Origin of the sequence: Winogradskya consettensis (genome assembly GCF_018332715.1) — a bacterium.
GTDB lineage: Bacteria > Actinomycetota > Actinomycetes > Mycobacteriales > Micromonosporaceae > Actinoplanes > Actinoplanes consettensis.
The window spans coordinates 113,297-128,166 of record NZ_BOQP01000030.1 but is presented as its reverse complement, the minus strand read 5'-3'; the positions used below and the strand labels follow the sequence as shown (position 1 = coordinate 128,166).

Sequence of the window (14,870 nt, the reverse complement as noted above, 5' to 3'; positions counted from 1 at the left end):
GGCCAAGCCCCGGCCCGGCCGGTATCTGCGCGGCCCGTGTCTGCGCGGCCCGTGTCTGCGCGGCCCGTGTCTGCGCGGCCCGTGTCTGGGCGGCCCGTGTCTGGGCGGCCCGTGTCTGTGTGGCCGGGTTCCGGGGTCATGAGGCCACCGCTTCGATGAGTGCTTCGCAGACGAGGTCGACCTGGTCGAGCGTCATGTGCGGGTAGATCGGGAGGGAGAACTGTTCCTTGGCGGCCTGTTCGCAGACCGGGAGCGGGCCTGTTGCGTACCGGCGTAGTGGTGGTTGTGAGTGGCAGGGGAGTGGGTAGTGGATGCCGGTCTGGATGCCTAGGTGGCTCAGGGCTTGGCGGACCTTGTCGCGGTCGGGGACGCGTACGACCATCAGGTGGTAGGCGTGCCGGACGCCGTCGTCGAGGGCGGTGAGGCGTACTTCTGTGCCGGTGAGGCGTTTGCGGTAGACGGCGGCCAGGTCGATGCGGGCGTCGGTCCAGGCGTCGAGGTGGTCGAGTTTGGCAGTGAGGGCGATGGCCTGCAGGGTGTCGAGGCGGCTGTTCGTACCTATGTAGTCGTGTTCGTAGTGGGCTGAGCCGTTGGTGCGGCCGTGGTTGGCGAGGGCTCGGATGCGTTCGGCGAGGGCCGGGTCGGAGGTGACGACCGCGCCGGCGTCGCCGAGGGCGCCGAGGTTCTTGCCCGGGTAGAAGCTGAAGCAGGCTGCGGTGCCCCGGGAGCCGGCTCGGTGGCCGTCGCGTTCGGCGCCGTGGGCCTGGGCGGCGTCCTCGATGAGGTGGATGCCGGCGGTGTTCGCGACCGCTTCCAGGGCGGCCAGGTCGGCGATGTTGCCGTAGAGGTGAACCACCATGACGGCCCGGGTCCGGGGGGTGAGGGCGGCGGTGAGGTGCTGCGGTGTGAGCAGCAGGGTGTCCGGGTCGACGTCGGTGAAGACGGGGGTGGCTCCGGCCCGGACGACCGCCGCGGCGGTGGCGATGAAGGTGTTGGACGGGACGACCACCTCGTCGCCGGGGCCGATGCCGAGTGCGAGCAGGGTGAGTTCCAGGGCGTCGGTGCCGTTGGCGACGCCGACCGCGTGGGTGGTGCCGCAGTACGCGGCCCACCGGCGTTCGAACTGCGCCACCGGTTCGCCCCCGATGTAGCGGCCGGTGAGCAGCGCCTCGGTGAATTCCTTCTCGATGCCGGGCCAGATCTCGCGGGCCATGGCACCCAGGTCGGTGAAGGGAACGACGGTCTGCATGCGTGATGTCCCTTCCCGGTCAGGCACGGACGGAGGCGGCGGTCGCGGTGACGGAGGCCGCGGCGGCGGAAGGCGCGGGCGAGGATGGCGCGGTCGAGGAAGGTGGCGCCGGCACGAGGCCGGGGAGCGACGGACCGTCACCCGCCACCTCCTCGAGCTGCACCCGGCGGTCCTGGGCGAGCGACAGCTGGGCGGCCTCGATGACCTCGACGACGGCCAGGCCGTTGGCTCCGTCGGTACGTGGTGCCGTACCCGTCCTCATGCATTCGATGAAGTGCCGGGCCTGGACGGCGAGCGGCTCCTCGAAGGGCACCACCGGTGAGGTGATGGCGCCCTGGTGGTAGCTGAACCGCGACGGTGACCGCCGGTCGGTGTTGGGCAGGACGGCCTTGTCGTGCACCCGGATCCGTTCGGCGGCGTCGGTGTCGTCGAAGACGGCCATTTTCTTCGAGCCGACCGCGGTCACCAGCCGGACCTTGCGCGGGTCCAGCCAGCTGACGTGGATGTGCGCCCCGACGCCGATGTCGGCGTAGTCGAGTTCCAGGTGCGCCACGTCCTCGAAGACCGGGTCGACGTGGTGCGAGCCCCATGCCCGTACCGAGGTCGGGGTCGAGCCGAGGACGTAGTTGGCGATCGAGATGTCGTGCGGCGCCAGGTCCGAGACGACGTTGACGTCGCTCTGGTAGAGGCCCAGGTTGAGCCGCGCGCTGTCCAGGTAGTAGAGGTCGCCGAGCTCCTGGGACTCGACGAGTTCGCGCAGCATCATGACCGCGCCGTTGTATTCGAACGTGTGCCCGGTCATCAGCGTCACCCCGGCCGCGCGGGCGGCGTCGATGAGCTGCCGCGCACCGGCCGGGCTCGTGGCCATCGGCTTCTCCACGAGCACGTGCTTGCCCGCCCGGATCGCCTCGAGGGCGACCTCGACGTGCGACGCCGGCGGCGTGGCGACCACCACCGCGTCGATGTGCGGCAGCGCCGCCCGCAGCGATGTGTAACCGCCGCCGTTGGCGAGCAGGTGACCCATGCCCGACAGCAGTGGCAGCCGGGCGTCGATGGCGACCGCGCGGGCCACCCCCGGCGTCGACTGCATGACCCGTAGCTGCTTGGAACCCCAATAGCCGACGCCGACCACGCCGATCCTGATGCCGGCCCCCGCAGGTCTGCCCACCGACTCGCCGGTTAAGCCGCGATCGTCCTGGTAGGACTGGCTCCGGTCTGCCCCCATTTTTGTGCCGTCCCCTCGCATTGCGTTGGTGCCTGTGGACGAGAAGCGCTTCGGCGCCGAGTATTCGGTGTGCACTGTGTACTCAGCTAGTGACCGTAAGGCTGAGTAACGCGGGCCGACCGGTGGAGTATCGGTGGATCAGATCATTGAGATCGGGAAATATCCGCAGGTCGCGATGCGGATGAATAAATGTTCACGGGCCTGTGGGTAATCCGGCGGAAATCAAGAGGAAATTACCGTCGGCACCCCAGTTGTCCGTATTTGCGGGACCGTCGGATATCCGCCGATCGTGCCATGTGGCTTTTAGCGGGCACGTGGGAAAGTCGTCACGACCGTGCCGGTGAGTGCGGTGCCAGAAAGGATCTCCATGACTCTCCATTTATTCGATAAGACCCGCATCCACCTGCGAATACTTGCCGCTGCGGCACTTCTGGTGCTGCTCGGTAGCCCGTTGGTCGGAGCCGTTCCGGCTAACGCCTCCCCGGCGAACCCGCTCGTCGTGACATTTACCTTCGACGACGGCGTGACCGACCAGCTGGCCGGTGTGACGATGCTCGACGACCATGAAATGGACGGCACCTTCTACATCAATTCCGCGCTGGTCGGCGCAACCGGTTACATGACCCGCGCGCAGCTCGACGCCCTTGCCTCGGGCGGACATGAGATAGGTGGACATACCGCCACTCATCAGGACCTCACGACGCTGTCCGCCGACGAGATGAATAGGCAGATCTGTCAGGACCGCGACACTTTGTTGTCATGGGGATACGCGGTAACGTCATTTGCGTACCCGTTCGCGGAATTCAATGCGACGATCAAATCGATGGCCGCCCACTGCGGATACGACACCGCCCGTGCGGTGGGCGATCTGTGGTCACCCGCCAGCTGTTCGGACTGCGACGCGGCCGAGACCGTGCCACCGCTCGACCGCTTCGAGACCCGCACCCCCGACGACGTGGAGTCGACGTGGACGCTCACCGACCTGCAGGCCGTGGTGCTCAACGCCGAGGCCACCGGCGGCTGGCTCCCGTTCAACCTGCACCACGTCTGCGACGGCTGTGCGCTGGAGTCCATCTCCCCGGCGCTGCTCGACGAGTTCCTCGACTGGTTGCAGCCGCGGACCTCGGTCGGCACCACCGTCAAGACCGTCCAGCAGGCACTCAGCTCGACGCTGCACCCGGCCGTCGCACCCAACTCGCCGGCCCCGCCCGGAGCTCCCGGCGTCAACACGGTCCTCAATCCGTCGCTGGAGGATCCCGAGACCGGTGACAACCCGACCTGCTGGCAGAACGCCGGCTACGGCACGAACACCGTCACCTACACGCGGGTCCCGGACGCCCACACCGGGGTGTACGCCTCCCGCATCGCCGTCAGCAGCCTGACCGACGGCGACGCGAAGATCATCCCGACGTTCGACCTCGGCACGTGCTCGCTGTCGGTCGCCGCGGGACACCACTACGAGGTCAGTGCGTGGTACCACTCCGACGTGCCGGTGTTCTTCACGCTCTATCGGCGTACGGCTGAAGGGTCCTGGGCGTACTGGACGCAGAGCCCGCGCCTGGCCGCTCAGGGTGAGTGGACGCGTGCGACCTGGGTCTCCCCGCCCGTCCCGGCGGAGGCCGTCGCCGTCAGCTTCGGCCTGACCATCGACTCGGTCGGCACCCTCGTCAGCGACGACTACGGCTTCGCCGACACCCCGGCCCTGCCCGACCCCGCACCGCCGGGAGCCAACGCGTTGCGCAACCCGTCGCTGGAGACCGCGGGCGCCGACGGCTTCCCGCAATGCTGGACGGGCGCGGGCTTCGGCACCAACACGCCGGTCTGGACCCGGGTCACCGACGCCGCCGACGGCACGTACGCGCAGAAGCTCGACATCACCGCCTGGACCGACGGCGACGCCAAGCTCATCCCGCTCTTCGACAGCGCCAACTGCGCCCCGACGGTTGTAACAGACCGTACATACGCGCTCAATGCGGCGTACAAATCAACGGCTCCGGTCTTCTGGACCCTCTACCGCCAGCTCTCCGACGGCAGCTGGGCCTGGTGGACCCAGAGTCCTGCGTACGCGGCCACGTCGTCCTACGCCTCCGCGGCGTGGACCACCCCCGCGGTCCCCGCCGGCACCCAGGCGGTCAGCCTCGGCCTCACCCTGGCCGGCACGGGAAGCCTCACCACCGACGACTACTCCATGATCGGCAACCCCTGACCCCGCGCACAGGGGACGGGCTCCAGCAGTAGAGGCGGGCGGACCGCGTGCCGGTCCGCCCGAACCCGTCGGCTGCCGAGTGCGACCGATCGCACTCGCGATCGAGCGCGGCCAGGTCGCACTCGCGATCGAGCGCGGCCACGGCGTCAGCCGCGTCGCCGTTTCAGGAGCGGCACATCGGGGAGACCCTCCGTCCGCCCGTCGCTGTCGCCGACGGCGCCGCCCCGCCTGCGCTGTCGCACGGCCCGGCGCTGTCGCGCAGGCCTGCCTCTGTCGCGCAGGCCCGCACTGTCGCGCAGGCCCGCAGTGTCGTGCGGCCTGCCGGTGTCATGCAGGTTCACGCGTACACGCCGCCCGCGGTGTCCCGGTAAGCGGCGTGGCTCGACGGGCAACCCGACCGCGCGACCCAAACCCCGCCGCCAAGGGCTCGCCGCCCTCGCGTGTTTGTTACAGGCGGTGCGGGACAATCGGGCGTCTGTCCGCCTACGTGTTGAGCGGGCGGCGGGCGACGAGGAAGACGTGGGTGACGGGCCAGTCGACCGGGTCGCCGGCCGGGGTGGTCAAGGAGGCGACCGGGGCGAGGCGGTTGTCGACGATCCAGTCGTTGCGGGTGGTGTCCGAGGCGGGGTCGAGTTCGAAGCCGATGTCGGTCAGCAGCGACTTCCAGTCGGCGAACTCGAGACCGCAGAACTGTTCCTGCGTTTCGGACAGCCAGTTGTCGGTGTAGTCCTTGCGGGTCAGGAAGTCCATGGCGTCGCCGAACGGGAGCTCGACCGTCGTGTCGTTCACCGTGGTGAACGAGAACGGGAAGCGGTAGTCGGCGGCGAACCGGTCGAGGCGGGCGCGGGTGGACAGGGCGCTGACGTGGGTTGCGACCTCGGAGGAGGACAGTTCGGCGAGCTCACTGCGTACTGATGAAGGATTGAGGCCGTCGGTGGCGGTGAGGGTGAGATGGACCGGGCGGTCCTTGCCGTCGGGGCCGCAGACGTCGCTGTTGATCCAGACGCCGCCGGGGGCGGTGTGGTCGTAGATGGCCTGGGCGAACGTGCGCAACGAGGCCATGCGGTCGCCGTAGGACCAGATCTCGTGGGTGAGGGCGAACGTCAGCGTGGTGTCGATCGAACGCGGTGGGAAGATCGCGCCGCCGAGGACGTTGCGGCGGTAGAAGTAGACGTTGGCGTTCTGGAAGACGCCCTGGGCCTTCTTGTGGACACACTCGTCGTAGAGGTGCCGGGCGATCTCGACGCCGATGAGGTCGCTCTCGCGCAGGGCCGGCTCCTGGTCGGCGCGTTCCAGGACCGAGCCCGCGCCGCATCCGATGTCGACGATCCGGCCGGGGCGCACGTGCGGGCGGACCAGGTCCCACTTGCGGCCGGCGGCGTCGGCGAAAGCTTCCGCGTACGTCCGGTAGTCGCGGGTCGGGGTGAGCCCGCCCTCGTCACCGACCACCGGGTCGTTCACGACCGTCCGGACGCTGTCCTCCAGGCGGTAGCGGTCGAAGACGTCGGTCGTGGCCGGGTGGGCCAGCTCACGCCATCGCTGGTCACCGGCTGCCAGGCGCAGCAGTACGTCCCACGGCCGCTCCGGTTCGGGTGTGATGTCCGACTCGACTCCGGCCACCGGGAAGCCCAGCCGCTCGTACAGCGCTGAGACTGATGGAGTCGAACACGCAACCACCGTGTTCTGTGGGGTAAGGGTGATTCCCGTGGCAACAGTCACGTTCTTGAGGGTGACCTCGGCGAAGCGGTCCGTCGGCGCGGTGTCGAAAACCGGCACGACCAGCGACCGCAGCCCCGCCAGCACGCTGAACCGCTCGATCGCCGCTTCCCGGCGGTGGAACGGCACCGGGTTGCGCTTGGTGTTCGCGTGATTCGCGGAGGTTACCGCCCATATGATCGTCGTATCTCCGAAACCCGCCAGATACCCGGCCTGGAACCTGGTTAGAACATGGTGACGGCCTGGGAACAACACGAACTGAGATTCCATTCGCTCGTTGATACCGTACGACGAGACGACCTGAGGACCGGAGGCCCGAAAAATGGCTGAACGCACTGCTCACCGGCACCGTGTGGTGATCGTCGGAGCCGGTTTCGGCGGGCTCTTCGCGGCGAAGGCGCTGAAGAACGCGAACGTCGACATCACGCTCATCAACGGCACCGCGTACCACCTGTTCCAGCCCCTGCTCTACCAGGTGGCGACCGGCATCCTCTCCGAGGGCGAGATCGCCCCTCCGATCCGCGAGATCGTCCGCAAGCAGGACAACATCGACGTGAAGCTCGGCTGGGTCACCGACGTCGACGTCGAGAACAAGAAGGTCAAGGTCACCGCCCCCAGCATCGAGTACGAGGTGGAGTACGACACCCTCATCGTCGGCGCCGGGGCCTCCCAGTCGTACTTCGGCAACGACCACTTCGCCGACCACGCGCCCGGCATGAAGAGCATCGACGACGCCCTCGAGCTGCGCGCTCGCATCTTCGGCGCGTTCGAGCTGGCCGACCTGCAGCAGGACCCGGCCGACCAGGAACGCTGGATGACCTTCGTCGTCGTCGGCGCCGGCCCCACCGGCGTGGAGATGGCCGGCCAGATCGCCGAGCTCGCCCACCGCAACCTCGCCGGTCAGTACAAGCACATCGACCCCCGCAAGGCCCGGGTCATCCTGATCGACGCCGTCGACGCCGTCCTCAAGACGTTCGGCGACCGGCTCTCCACCCACGCCCTGCGCCAGCTGCACCTGCTCGGCGTCGAGGTCGAACTCGAGACCAAGGTCGTCGACGTCGACGCGACCGGCATCGAGGTCGAGACCAAGCGCGGCCACGAACGCATCGATTCCATGACCAAGATGTGGGCCGCCGGCGTCGCCGCCCCGCCCCTGGCCCGCAAGCTCGCCGAAGCCGCCGGCGCCCAGACCGACCGCGCCGGTCGCATCATGGTCGAGCCCGACTGCACCCTGCCGGGCCACCCGGAGATCTTCGCGGTGGGCGACATGATGTCCCTCGACCGCCTCCCCGGCGTCGCCCAGGTCGCCATCCAGAGCGGCCGGTTCGCCGCCGACCAGATCAAGCGCCGCCTCAAGGGCAAGGAAACCGGCCAGAAGTTCCAATACTTCGACAAGGGCAGCATGGCCACCGTCTCCCGCTTCAACGCGGTGGCCAGCATCGGCAAGATCCACCTCTCCGGCTTCATCGGCTGGCTGATGTGGCTCGCCGTCCACCTGCTCTACCTGGTCGGCTTCAAGAACAGGTTCACCGCTGTCGTCCACTGGTTCGTCAGCTTCTTCGGCCGCGGCCGCTCGGAGCGGGTATCGACCTTCCAGCAGTCGTACGCCCGGATCGCCACCCGCGAGTACGGCGATCCTTTCGAACGGCGCCGGGTCGAGGAGGCAGAGGCCGCCGCCGCTGCTGAGAAGGAGGCGGCTGCCGAGAAGGCCGTCGCCGGGACCACTCCTGCCGGGACCACTGTGCAGGCGTCGTCTGCTGGGGCCGCTGGGGCTTCTGCTGCGGCCAAGGGCGGGACTCCCGCCAAGGCTAAGGCTGCTGGCCGACGCTGATCGCAGAATATCGATGACGGCTGCCGGGCTTGCCCGGCAGCCGTTTCTTTGCCTGGATCTCCCGGGTCCGCCATCAGCACGGGACCGCCATCAGCACGGGTCCGCCATCAGCACGGGACCGCCATCAGCACGGGTCGGCCGCAGGACGGCTGAGATCGCCGCGGGGCTCTGCCCATTCGTTGTTCTGTCGGCCCGTGGCTCTGTCGGCCCGTGGCTCTGGCAAGCCGTTGTGCTGTCAGTCCGCGGCGAGGCGGTAGCCGGATTCGACCGCGATGATCTCCACGCCGAGCTTGCGGCGCAGGGAGGCCAGGCAGAGCGCGACCACGGCGGTGCGCCCGCCCGGGATGCGCGCCCCCAGGTCGATTCCCGGGACAACTTCGCCGGGTACGCGCATCAGCTGCTCGAGCACGTCGAACTCGATGCCGGTCAGCGGGATCGTGGCGCCCCCGCGGCGCACGGTCCGGCTCTCCACACCCAGCTCGAGGTCGCCCGCTTGCAGCACGGTCCCGGCGGGGGAGTCCGCGGCGTCGCCGAGCACGTTTCGCAGGCGGGACACCACGAGGTCCAGGCTGAACGGCTTGGTCAGGTAGTCGTCCGCCCCGGCGAGCAGACCGGCCGCCCGGTCCTCGGCCGAGTCCCGTGCGGTGAGGAACAGGACAGGCAGGTGCGGCCACTCGGTACGCAAGCGGCGCAGCACCTCCACGCCGTCGAGGTCGGGAAGCATCATGTCGAGCAGCACCGCGTCGGGGGTGAACACGGCCGCCGTCGCGAGGGCCGCCTCGCCGTCGGCCGCGCTGCGGACGTCCCAGCCCTCGTAGCTGAGGGTCAGCGTGAGCAGTTCGGCCAGCGACGGTTCGTCGTCCACCACCAGGATGCGAGCGGGCCGTCCCGCCGTGCCGTACCGGCTACCGGGGGCGGCTGAGGTCACCATCGTCATGAGGAGAGTTTCGGCTCGCGCTTTGTGACCACCCTGAGCAGCACATGTGGATGAGCTGTGACCGCATCGTCACGCTACGGGCGGGCGCTCGGTGGTGAGGTGTCCGCGCTGCGAGCGCCGCATCAGGTCGCGAGCAGGTGATGCATACCCCGCGACCGGTGCACCACGGTGAGAGCACTGCATCGTCTTGCGGGTGAGCGGTGCACCACTTCGAGTTCGTGCATCAGATGCGACCGGACGGGGTGCATCGAGCAGAGAGCGGTGCACCGCTCTGTGAGCGGGCGATGCGTTTCTAGCGAGCGGTGTACCGCTTTGCGAGCGGCCATGCGTTGTGTTGCGAGCGGTGCACCGCTTGGAGAGCGGTGTGTCACGCGGCCAGGGTGGCGTAGCGGCCGCCTTCGGAGACCAGGGTGTCGTGGGTGCCGGACTCGAGGATGCGGCCGTGATCGACCACGGCGATCTGGTCGGCGTCGCGGACCGTGGAGAGGCGGTGGGCGATGGTTACCGTGGTGCGGCCCTTGGCCAGTTCGTCGAAGGCGCGCTGGACGGCGCGTTCGGTCTCGTTGTCGAGGGCGCTGGTCGCCTCGTCGAGGACCAGGATGCGGGGGTCGCGCAGCAGCGTGCGGGCGATGGCGATGCGTTGCTTCTCGCCGCCGGAGAAACGGTGGCCGCGTGAGCCGACCATGGTGTCGTAGCCGTCGGGCAGGGCGGCGATCAGGTCGTGGATCTGGGCGGCTCGGGCGGCCCGTTCGATCTGGTCGTCGGTGGCGTCCGGGCGGGCGTAGCGCAGGTTCTCGCGGATCGTGGTGTGCAGCAGGTAGGTCTCCTGGCTCACCACCCCGACGATGCCGGCGAGGTCGGCCAGGCGCAGGTCGCGAACGTCGATGCCGTCGACGGTGACGCGGCCGGCGTCGGGGTCGTAGAGGCGGGCGACCAGGGCGGCGAGGGTGCTCTTGCCGGAGCCGGTCTCGCCGACCAGGGCAAGTGACGTCCCGGCCGGGACATCCAGGGTCACGCCGGCGAGGGCGGCGGTCTCACTTCCCGGGTACGCGAAGGTGACGTCCTCGAACCGCAGGTGACCACGGATGCGGGCGGGGTCGACGGTGACCGGGTGCGCCGGGTCGTCCACCTCCACGGGCAGGTCGAGGTATTCGAAGATGCGTGCGAACAGGGCGAGCGAGCTGGTCAGTGAGACACCGACGCCGAGCAGGCCCATGAGCGGGCGGAACAGGCCGGACTGCAGCGCGGTGAACGCGACCAGGGTGCCGATGCTGAGCTTGCCGGCGGTGAAGGGCAGGCCGGCGCTGAGGTAGATGACCGCCGGGATCGCGGCGAAGAGGATGGTCATCGAGGCCATCCGCCAGCGGCCCGCGAGCTCCGAGCGCAGCTCCAGGTCGATGAGGCGCTGGGAGGACTCGGTGAAGCGGCTGACGAGCGCGGCGCCCGTACCCATCGTCTTGGAGAGCTGGATGCCGCTGATGGACAGGCCCTCCTCGACGGTGACGTTGAGGTCGGCGAGCTCGCGCTGGCGCTGGGCGGTGATCTCGCGGCGCATCTGCGCGACCCTGCGGGTCAGGTAGATCGCGGGCGGCAGCACGACCAGCGAGACGAGCGACAGCTGCCAGGAGAGCGCGGCCATCGCGACGGCGGTGGCGACGACGGTGGTGAGGTTCGAGGCGATCGAGGTGGCCGTCGACGTGACGACCGACTGCATGCCGCCGATGTCGTTGGTGATGCGGGACTGCACCTCACCGGTACGCGTACGCGTGAAGAAGCCCACCGACTGGCGGTGCAGATGCGTGAAGACGTCGGTGCGCAGCCGGTGCATGACCTGCTGACCGACGGTGGTGGAGATCCAGGTCTGGATCACGCCGAGGGCGGAGGTGACCCCGGCGACCGCGACCATGCCGGCGACGAGCCAGCCGAGCAGGGCGAGGTCCTGGTGGGGGAGGGCGTCGTCGATGACGGCGCGGAGCAGGAACGGCGAGGCCATGGAGATCACCGAGGACGCCACGATGATCGCGACGACGACGGTGAGCTGGGCCCGGTGAGCGGTGAACAGGCGGCCGATGCGGCGCAGGGAGACTTCCTTGGCCTGCTTCTTCTCGGCGGCGGTCAATTTCCTGGGTTTGCGGGGGCTGTCCAAATGGAGCCTGCTTTCGGATCGGGTACGTCGACATGCTGAGGTTACCTCAACATGAGGGAACAACAGCAACCGCTGGTACGGTATTCCCTGTGGAGGACAGCACACTCTCCGAACTCTTCTGGTCCGTCGCCCGCCGCCTGCGCCACCTCGGCAAGGAGACCCTCGAGCCCCTCGGCATCTCCCCGTCCCAGGCGCGCGCGATCGGTGAGCTCACCCGCCACGGCTCCATGCGCCCCGGCGTGCTGGCCGAACACCTGCGCATCGCCGCCCGCTCGGCCACCGAGGTCGTCGACGACCTCCAGGAGCGCGGCCTGGTCGAGCGCGACCACGACCCGGCCGACCGGCGCGCCACCCTGGTCTCGCTGACGAGGGCCGGCCGCGAGACTGCCGAACGGATCAAGGCGACCAGGCAGGCGGAGGCGGAGCGCTTCTTCGGCTCCCTCGACCCCGCGGACCGTACGGAGCTGACCCGCATCCTGCGCACCCTGCGTGACTGAGGCGCGCCCCGCACGGTGAGGTGCGCTCTGCCTGACTGACGGAGCTGCCGTAGCAGGGTTTGGTGTTAGGTGCGCCACTTGGCTGACCGATCGGACAGGTTCTGACCGATCGGTCAGGCAGGATGGTGCAATGGTTCGCGTCAATACCCGTGACGAGATTCTGCGCGTCGCGGCTGAGCAGTTCACCCACTCCGGGTACAAGGGCACCTCGCTGCAGGAGATCGCTGCTGCGGTGGGGTGTTCCAAGGCGACGTTGCTGTACCACTTCGCCAGCAAGGACGCGATCCTGCACGCGCTGGTCGCTCCCGCGGCGCTTGCGCTGGCCGGGCTCGTCGCTCATTTGGAAACCGTCGACGACGCGGTCGTGCAGGCCGCGGCCATTGACGGGTACGTCGACCTGGTGCTGCGGTTCCGGCACGAGGTCGCCCTGATCTATGACGTCATCCCGCAGTTCCTCCAGGAGCCGGCGTTCGACACGGTGCGTCCTCTCACGGATCAGTTGTGCGCCGCGTTCGCCGGGCGCACGGACGATCCCGGCAACGGCATCGCCGCCGAGGTGCTGCTGGGCGGGATCGCCGGCGTGGTCATCGACGACGACCGGGACGCGGCCGAGCTGCGCCCCGCCCTGATCGGTGTCGCCCGGCGGGCCCTGCTTCCGGCTGTCTGACACAGGGCCGACCGGACAAAAGAGCTTTCTATCCCTCGCATCTGACATAAGGCCCGGCCCGGCAAGAGAGTCCGTGCCTGTTGCATCACCGCATCACCGCACCCCGAGCGGGGGTCGATCCCGCGCGGGTTCGCGTACCCCTCATCTGACAAGGATTGACATGGCAACCCTGCTGTACCGGCTCGGCCGGGCCTCGTTCCGGCGTCGCAGGATGGTGGTGGTCCTGTGGCTCGTGCTGCTGGCTGCCGTCGGTGGCGCGGCGCTGGCGTTCAAGGGCTCGACGTCGAGTGACTTCACGATGCCCGGCACGGAGTCGCAGCGTGCGATCGATGCGCTCAAGCATGAGTTTCCCGAGGCCAGTGGCGCGACCGGTGTCATTGTCGTGCGGGCTCCCGAGGGGAAGGCGCTCGCCGACCCGGCGTTGACCGCGGCGGTGCAGGGGCTGGTCAAAGAGGCTTCGGCGCTGCCCGGAGTGGTCGGGGCGGTGGATCCGTTCGCGGCGAGGGCGCTCTCGCCGGACGGGCGGTATGCGCTGGTTCAGGTGCAGTTCGCGGAGCGGTCGGACGGGGTCACCGCCGACCAGCGCAGTGCGTACGAGCAGAGCGGCGCGACGGCCCGGGCGGCCGGACTGCGGGTGGAGCATGGCGGAGAGGTGATGAACGCCGAGCCGGAGGTCGGGGGCACCGAGGGGATCGGTGTGGTCATCGCGCTGGTGGTGCTGGTGGTCACGTTCGGGTCGCTGGTCGCCGCCGGGATGACGATGCTCAACGCGCTCATCGGGGTGGCCGCGGGCATGGCGGGGCTGTTCGCGCTGAGCAGCGTGATCTCGCTGACCAGTACGGCTCCCGTGCTCGCGCTGATGCTGGGGCTCGCGGTGGGTATCGACTACTCGTTGTTCATCACCTCGCGGCACCGGCAGCATCTCACCGAGGGTGAGGAGCCGGAGGAGGCCGCTGCGCGCGCCGTCGGGACCGCGGGTTCCGCCGTGCTGTTCGCCGGCATCACGGTGATCATCGCGCTGGCCGGGCTGTCCGTCGTCAACATTCCGTTCCTGACCGTCATGGGGCTCGCCGCCGCCGGGACCGTCGCCGTGGCCGTGCTGGTCGCGCTGACGTTGCTGCCCGCGCTGCTCGGGTTCGCGGGTGCCAAGGTGCTGCCGCGCAAGCTGCGCGACGGGTCCGCCGATCGGGCCGCCGCGGCGGCGAAGGAGGGCTTCGGGTTCCGCTGGGCGCGGATCGTGACCCGTCTGCGCGTACCCGTCATCATTGTGGGAATCCTCGGCCTGGGCGCGCTGGCGCTGCCTGCCGCCGGCATGCGGCTCGCGCTGCAGGACCCCAGTGCCAGTGCGGAGGGTACGCCCGCACGTGAGGCCGCCGACCTGATCAGCACCGGATTCGGCCCCGGGTTCAACGGCCGGCTCGCCATGGTCGTGTCGAGCGCGTCCGCGGAGAAGACCGCCGCCGCCGTGCAGCTGGTCGCCCCGGCGCTGCAGGGCACGCCGGACCTGGTCGCGGTCACCCCGCCGAACCTCAGCCGGGACAAGCGCACCGCCCTGCTGGCGATCATCCCGAAGGACGGGCCGACCGCGGAGAGCACCGAGGCGCTCGTGCAAGAGGTACGGAAGCGGACCCACGGCATCGGCGGCGCGGATGTCTCGCTGACCGGGCAGACCGCTGTCGGCATCGATGTCTCCGAGAAGCTCTCCGACGCCATGCCGATCTACCTGGTGCTGGTCGTCGGCCTGTCGGTGCTGCTGCTCATGCTGGTGTTCCGCTCGATCCTGGTGCCGCTCAAGGCCGCGCTGGGCTTCCTGCTGACCGTCGGCGCGACGTTCGGGATCACGGTGCTGATCTTCCAGGAGGGGCACCTGGCCGGGCTGCTCGGCGTCGACACCCCGGGGCCGCTGATCAGCTTCCTGCCGATCCTGCTGATCGGGATCCTTTTCGGTCTCGCCATGGACTACGAGGTCTTCCTCGTGTCGCGGATGCGGGAGGACTACGTGCACGGTGCCGGGGCGCAGGAGGCCACGGTGAGCGGCATGGGCCACGGCGCCCGGGTGGTCACCGCTGCGGCCCTGATCATGATCAGCGTATTTGCCGGGTTCACCCTGATCGACGATCCGATCATCAAGTCGATGGGCTTCGCCCTGGCGCTCGGGGTCGCGATCGACGCGTTCGTCGTACGGATGACGATCGTCCCGGCGGTCGTGTCACTTCTCGGGCGTTCTGCCTGGTGGCTGCCGCGCTGGCTGGACCGGGCACTGCCCAACGTCGACATCGAGGGCGAGAAGCTGCGCGCTGAGCTGGCGGCGCCCGAGGATCGGGAACCGGTCACCGTCTGAACCGGTTGAGTTAACACGGAGTCCGGGACGCCCCTCGGCGTCCCGGTTCTTCATT

10 protein-coding genes are annotated in these 14,870 nt (G+C 69.1%); 5 read left to right on the top strand and 5 right to left on the bottom strand.

Features of this window, described 5'->3' with window-relative positions; genetic code table 11:
- Nucleotides 1-136 precede the first annotated feature (136 nt).
- Nucleotides 137-1,249: a DegT/DnrJ/EryC1/StrS family aminotransferase gene (locus Aco04nite_RS27270; protein WP_213000099.1), complete on the bottom strand. Its 1,113-nt coding sequence runs from the start codon at nt 1,247-1,249 to the stop codon at nt 137-139.
- A 19-nt stretch (nt 1,250-1,268) separates the two neighbouring features.
- The gene (locus tag Aco04nite_RS27265) at nt 1,269-2,474 is read right to left on the bottom strand and encodes a Gfo/Idh/MocA family protein (RefSeq protein WP_213000098.1); all 1,206 of its coding nucleotides are present in this window, start codon (nt 2,472-2,474) and stop codon (nt 1,269-1,271) included.
- A 367-nt stretch (nt 2,475-2,841) separates the two neighbouring features.
- Between Aco04nite_RS27265 and Aco04nite_RS27260 the strand changes: the two genes are divergently transcribed.
- Complete coding sequence (locus tag Aco04nite_RS27260) at nt 2,842-4,680, top strand: polysaccharide deacetylase family protein (protein ID WP_213000097.1); 1,839 nt, start codon at nt 2,842-2,844, stop codon at nt 4,678-4,680.
- A gap of 483 nt (nt 4,681-5,163) precedes the next feature.
- Here the strand turns inward: Aco04nite_RS27260 and Aco04nite_RS27255 are convergent, their stop codons facing one another.
- The gene (locus Aco04nite_RS27255; protein ID WP_244876335.1) at nt 5,164-6,525 is read right to left on the bottom strand and encodes a class I SAM-dependent methyltransferase; all 1,362 of its coding nucleotides are present in this window, start codon (nt 6,523-6,525) and stop codon (nt 5,164-5,166) included.
- Between the two features lie 193 nt (nt 6,526-6,718).
- Here Aco04nite_RS27255 and Aco04nite_RS27250 point away from each other — a divergent pair, with 193 nt between their 5' ends.
- Entirely contained in the window at nt 6,719-8,227 is a 1,509-nt protein-coding gene (locus Aco04nite_RS27250) for an NAD(P)/FAD-dependent oxidoreductase (protein ID WP_244876334.1), read from the top strand.
- A 235-nt stretch (nt 8,228-8,462) separates the two neighbouring features.
- Here Aco04nite_RS27250 and Aco04nite_RS27245 read toward each other — a convergent pair whose 3' ends face one another.
- Together Aco04nite_RS27245 and Aco04nite_RS27240 are read right to left on the bottom strand one after the other, a co-directional pair.
- A complete protein-coding gene (locus tag Aco04nite_RS27245; protein ID WP_213000095.1) occupies nt 8,463-9,164 on the bottom strand; it encodes a response regulator transcription factor in 702 nt (233 codons plus the stop codon).
- Between the two features lie 367 nt (nt 9,165-9,531).
- Entirely contained in the window at nt 9,532-11,283 is a 1,752-nt protein-coding gene (locus Aco04nite_RS27240; protein WP_203839667.1) for an ABC transporter ATP-binding protein, read from the bottom strand.
- Between the two features lie 116 nt (nt 11,284-11,399).
- On the opposite strand from Aco04nite_RS27240, the gene Aco04nite_RS27235 reads away from it, so the two are divergent.
- From Aco04nite_RS27235 to Aco04nite_RS27225, 3 genes are all read left to right on the top strand, one after another.
- Nucleotides 11,400-11,807 carry a MarR family winged helix-turn-helix transcriptional regulator gene (locus tag Aco04nite_RS27235; RefSeq protein WP_244876333.1) on the top strand — a complete coding sequence of 136 codons (408 nt, stop codon included), beginning with the start codon at nt 11,400-11,402 and terminating at the stop codon, nt 11,805-11,807.
- Nucleotides 11,808-11,937: 130 nt separating this feature from the next.
- A complete protein-coding gene (locus Aco04nite_RS27230) occupies nt 11,938-12,474 on the top strand; it encodes a TetR/AcrR family transcriptional regulator (RefSeq protein ID WP_213000093.1) in 537 nt (178 codons plus the stop codon).
- 160 nt (nt 12,475-12,634) lie between these two features.
- Nucleotides 12,635-14,815, top strand: a complete 2,181-nt coding sequence (locus Aco04nite_RS27225; RefSeq protein ID WP_213000092.1) for an MMPL family transporter — start codon at nt 12,635-12,637, stop codon at nt 14,813-14,815.
- Nucleotides 14,816-14,870 lie beyond the last annotated feature (55 nt).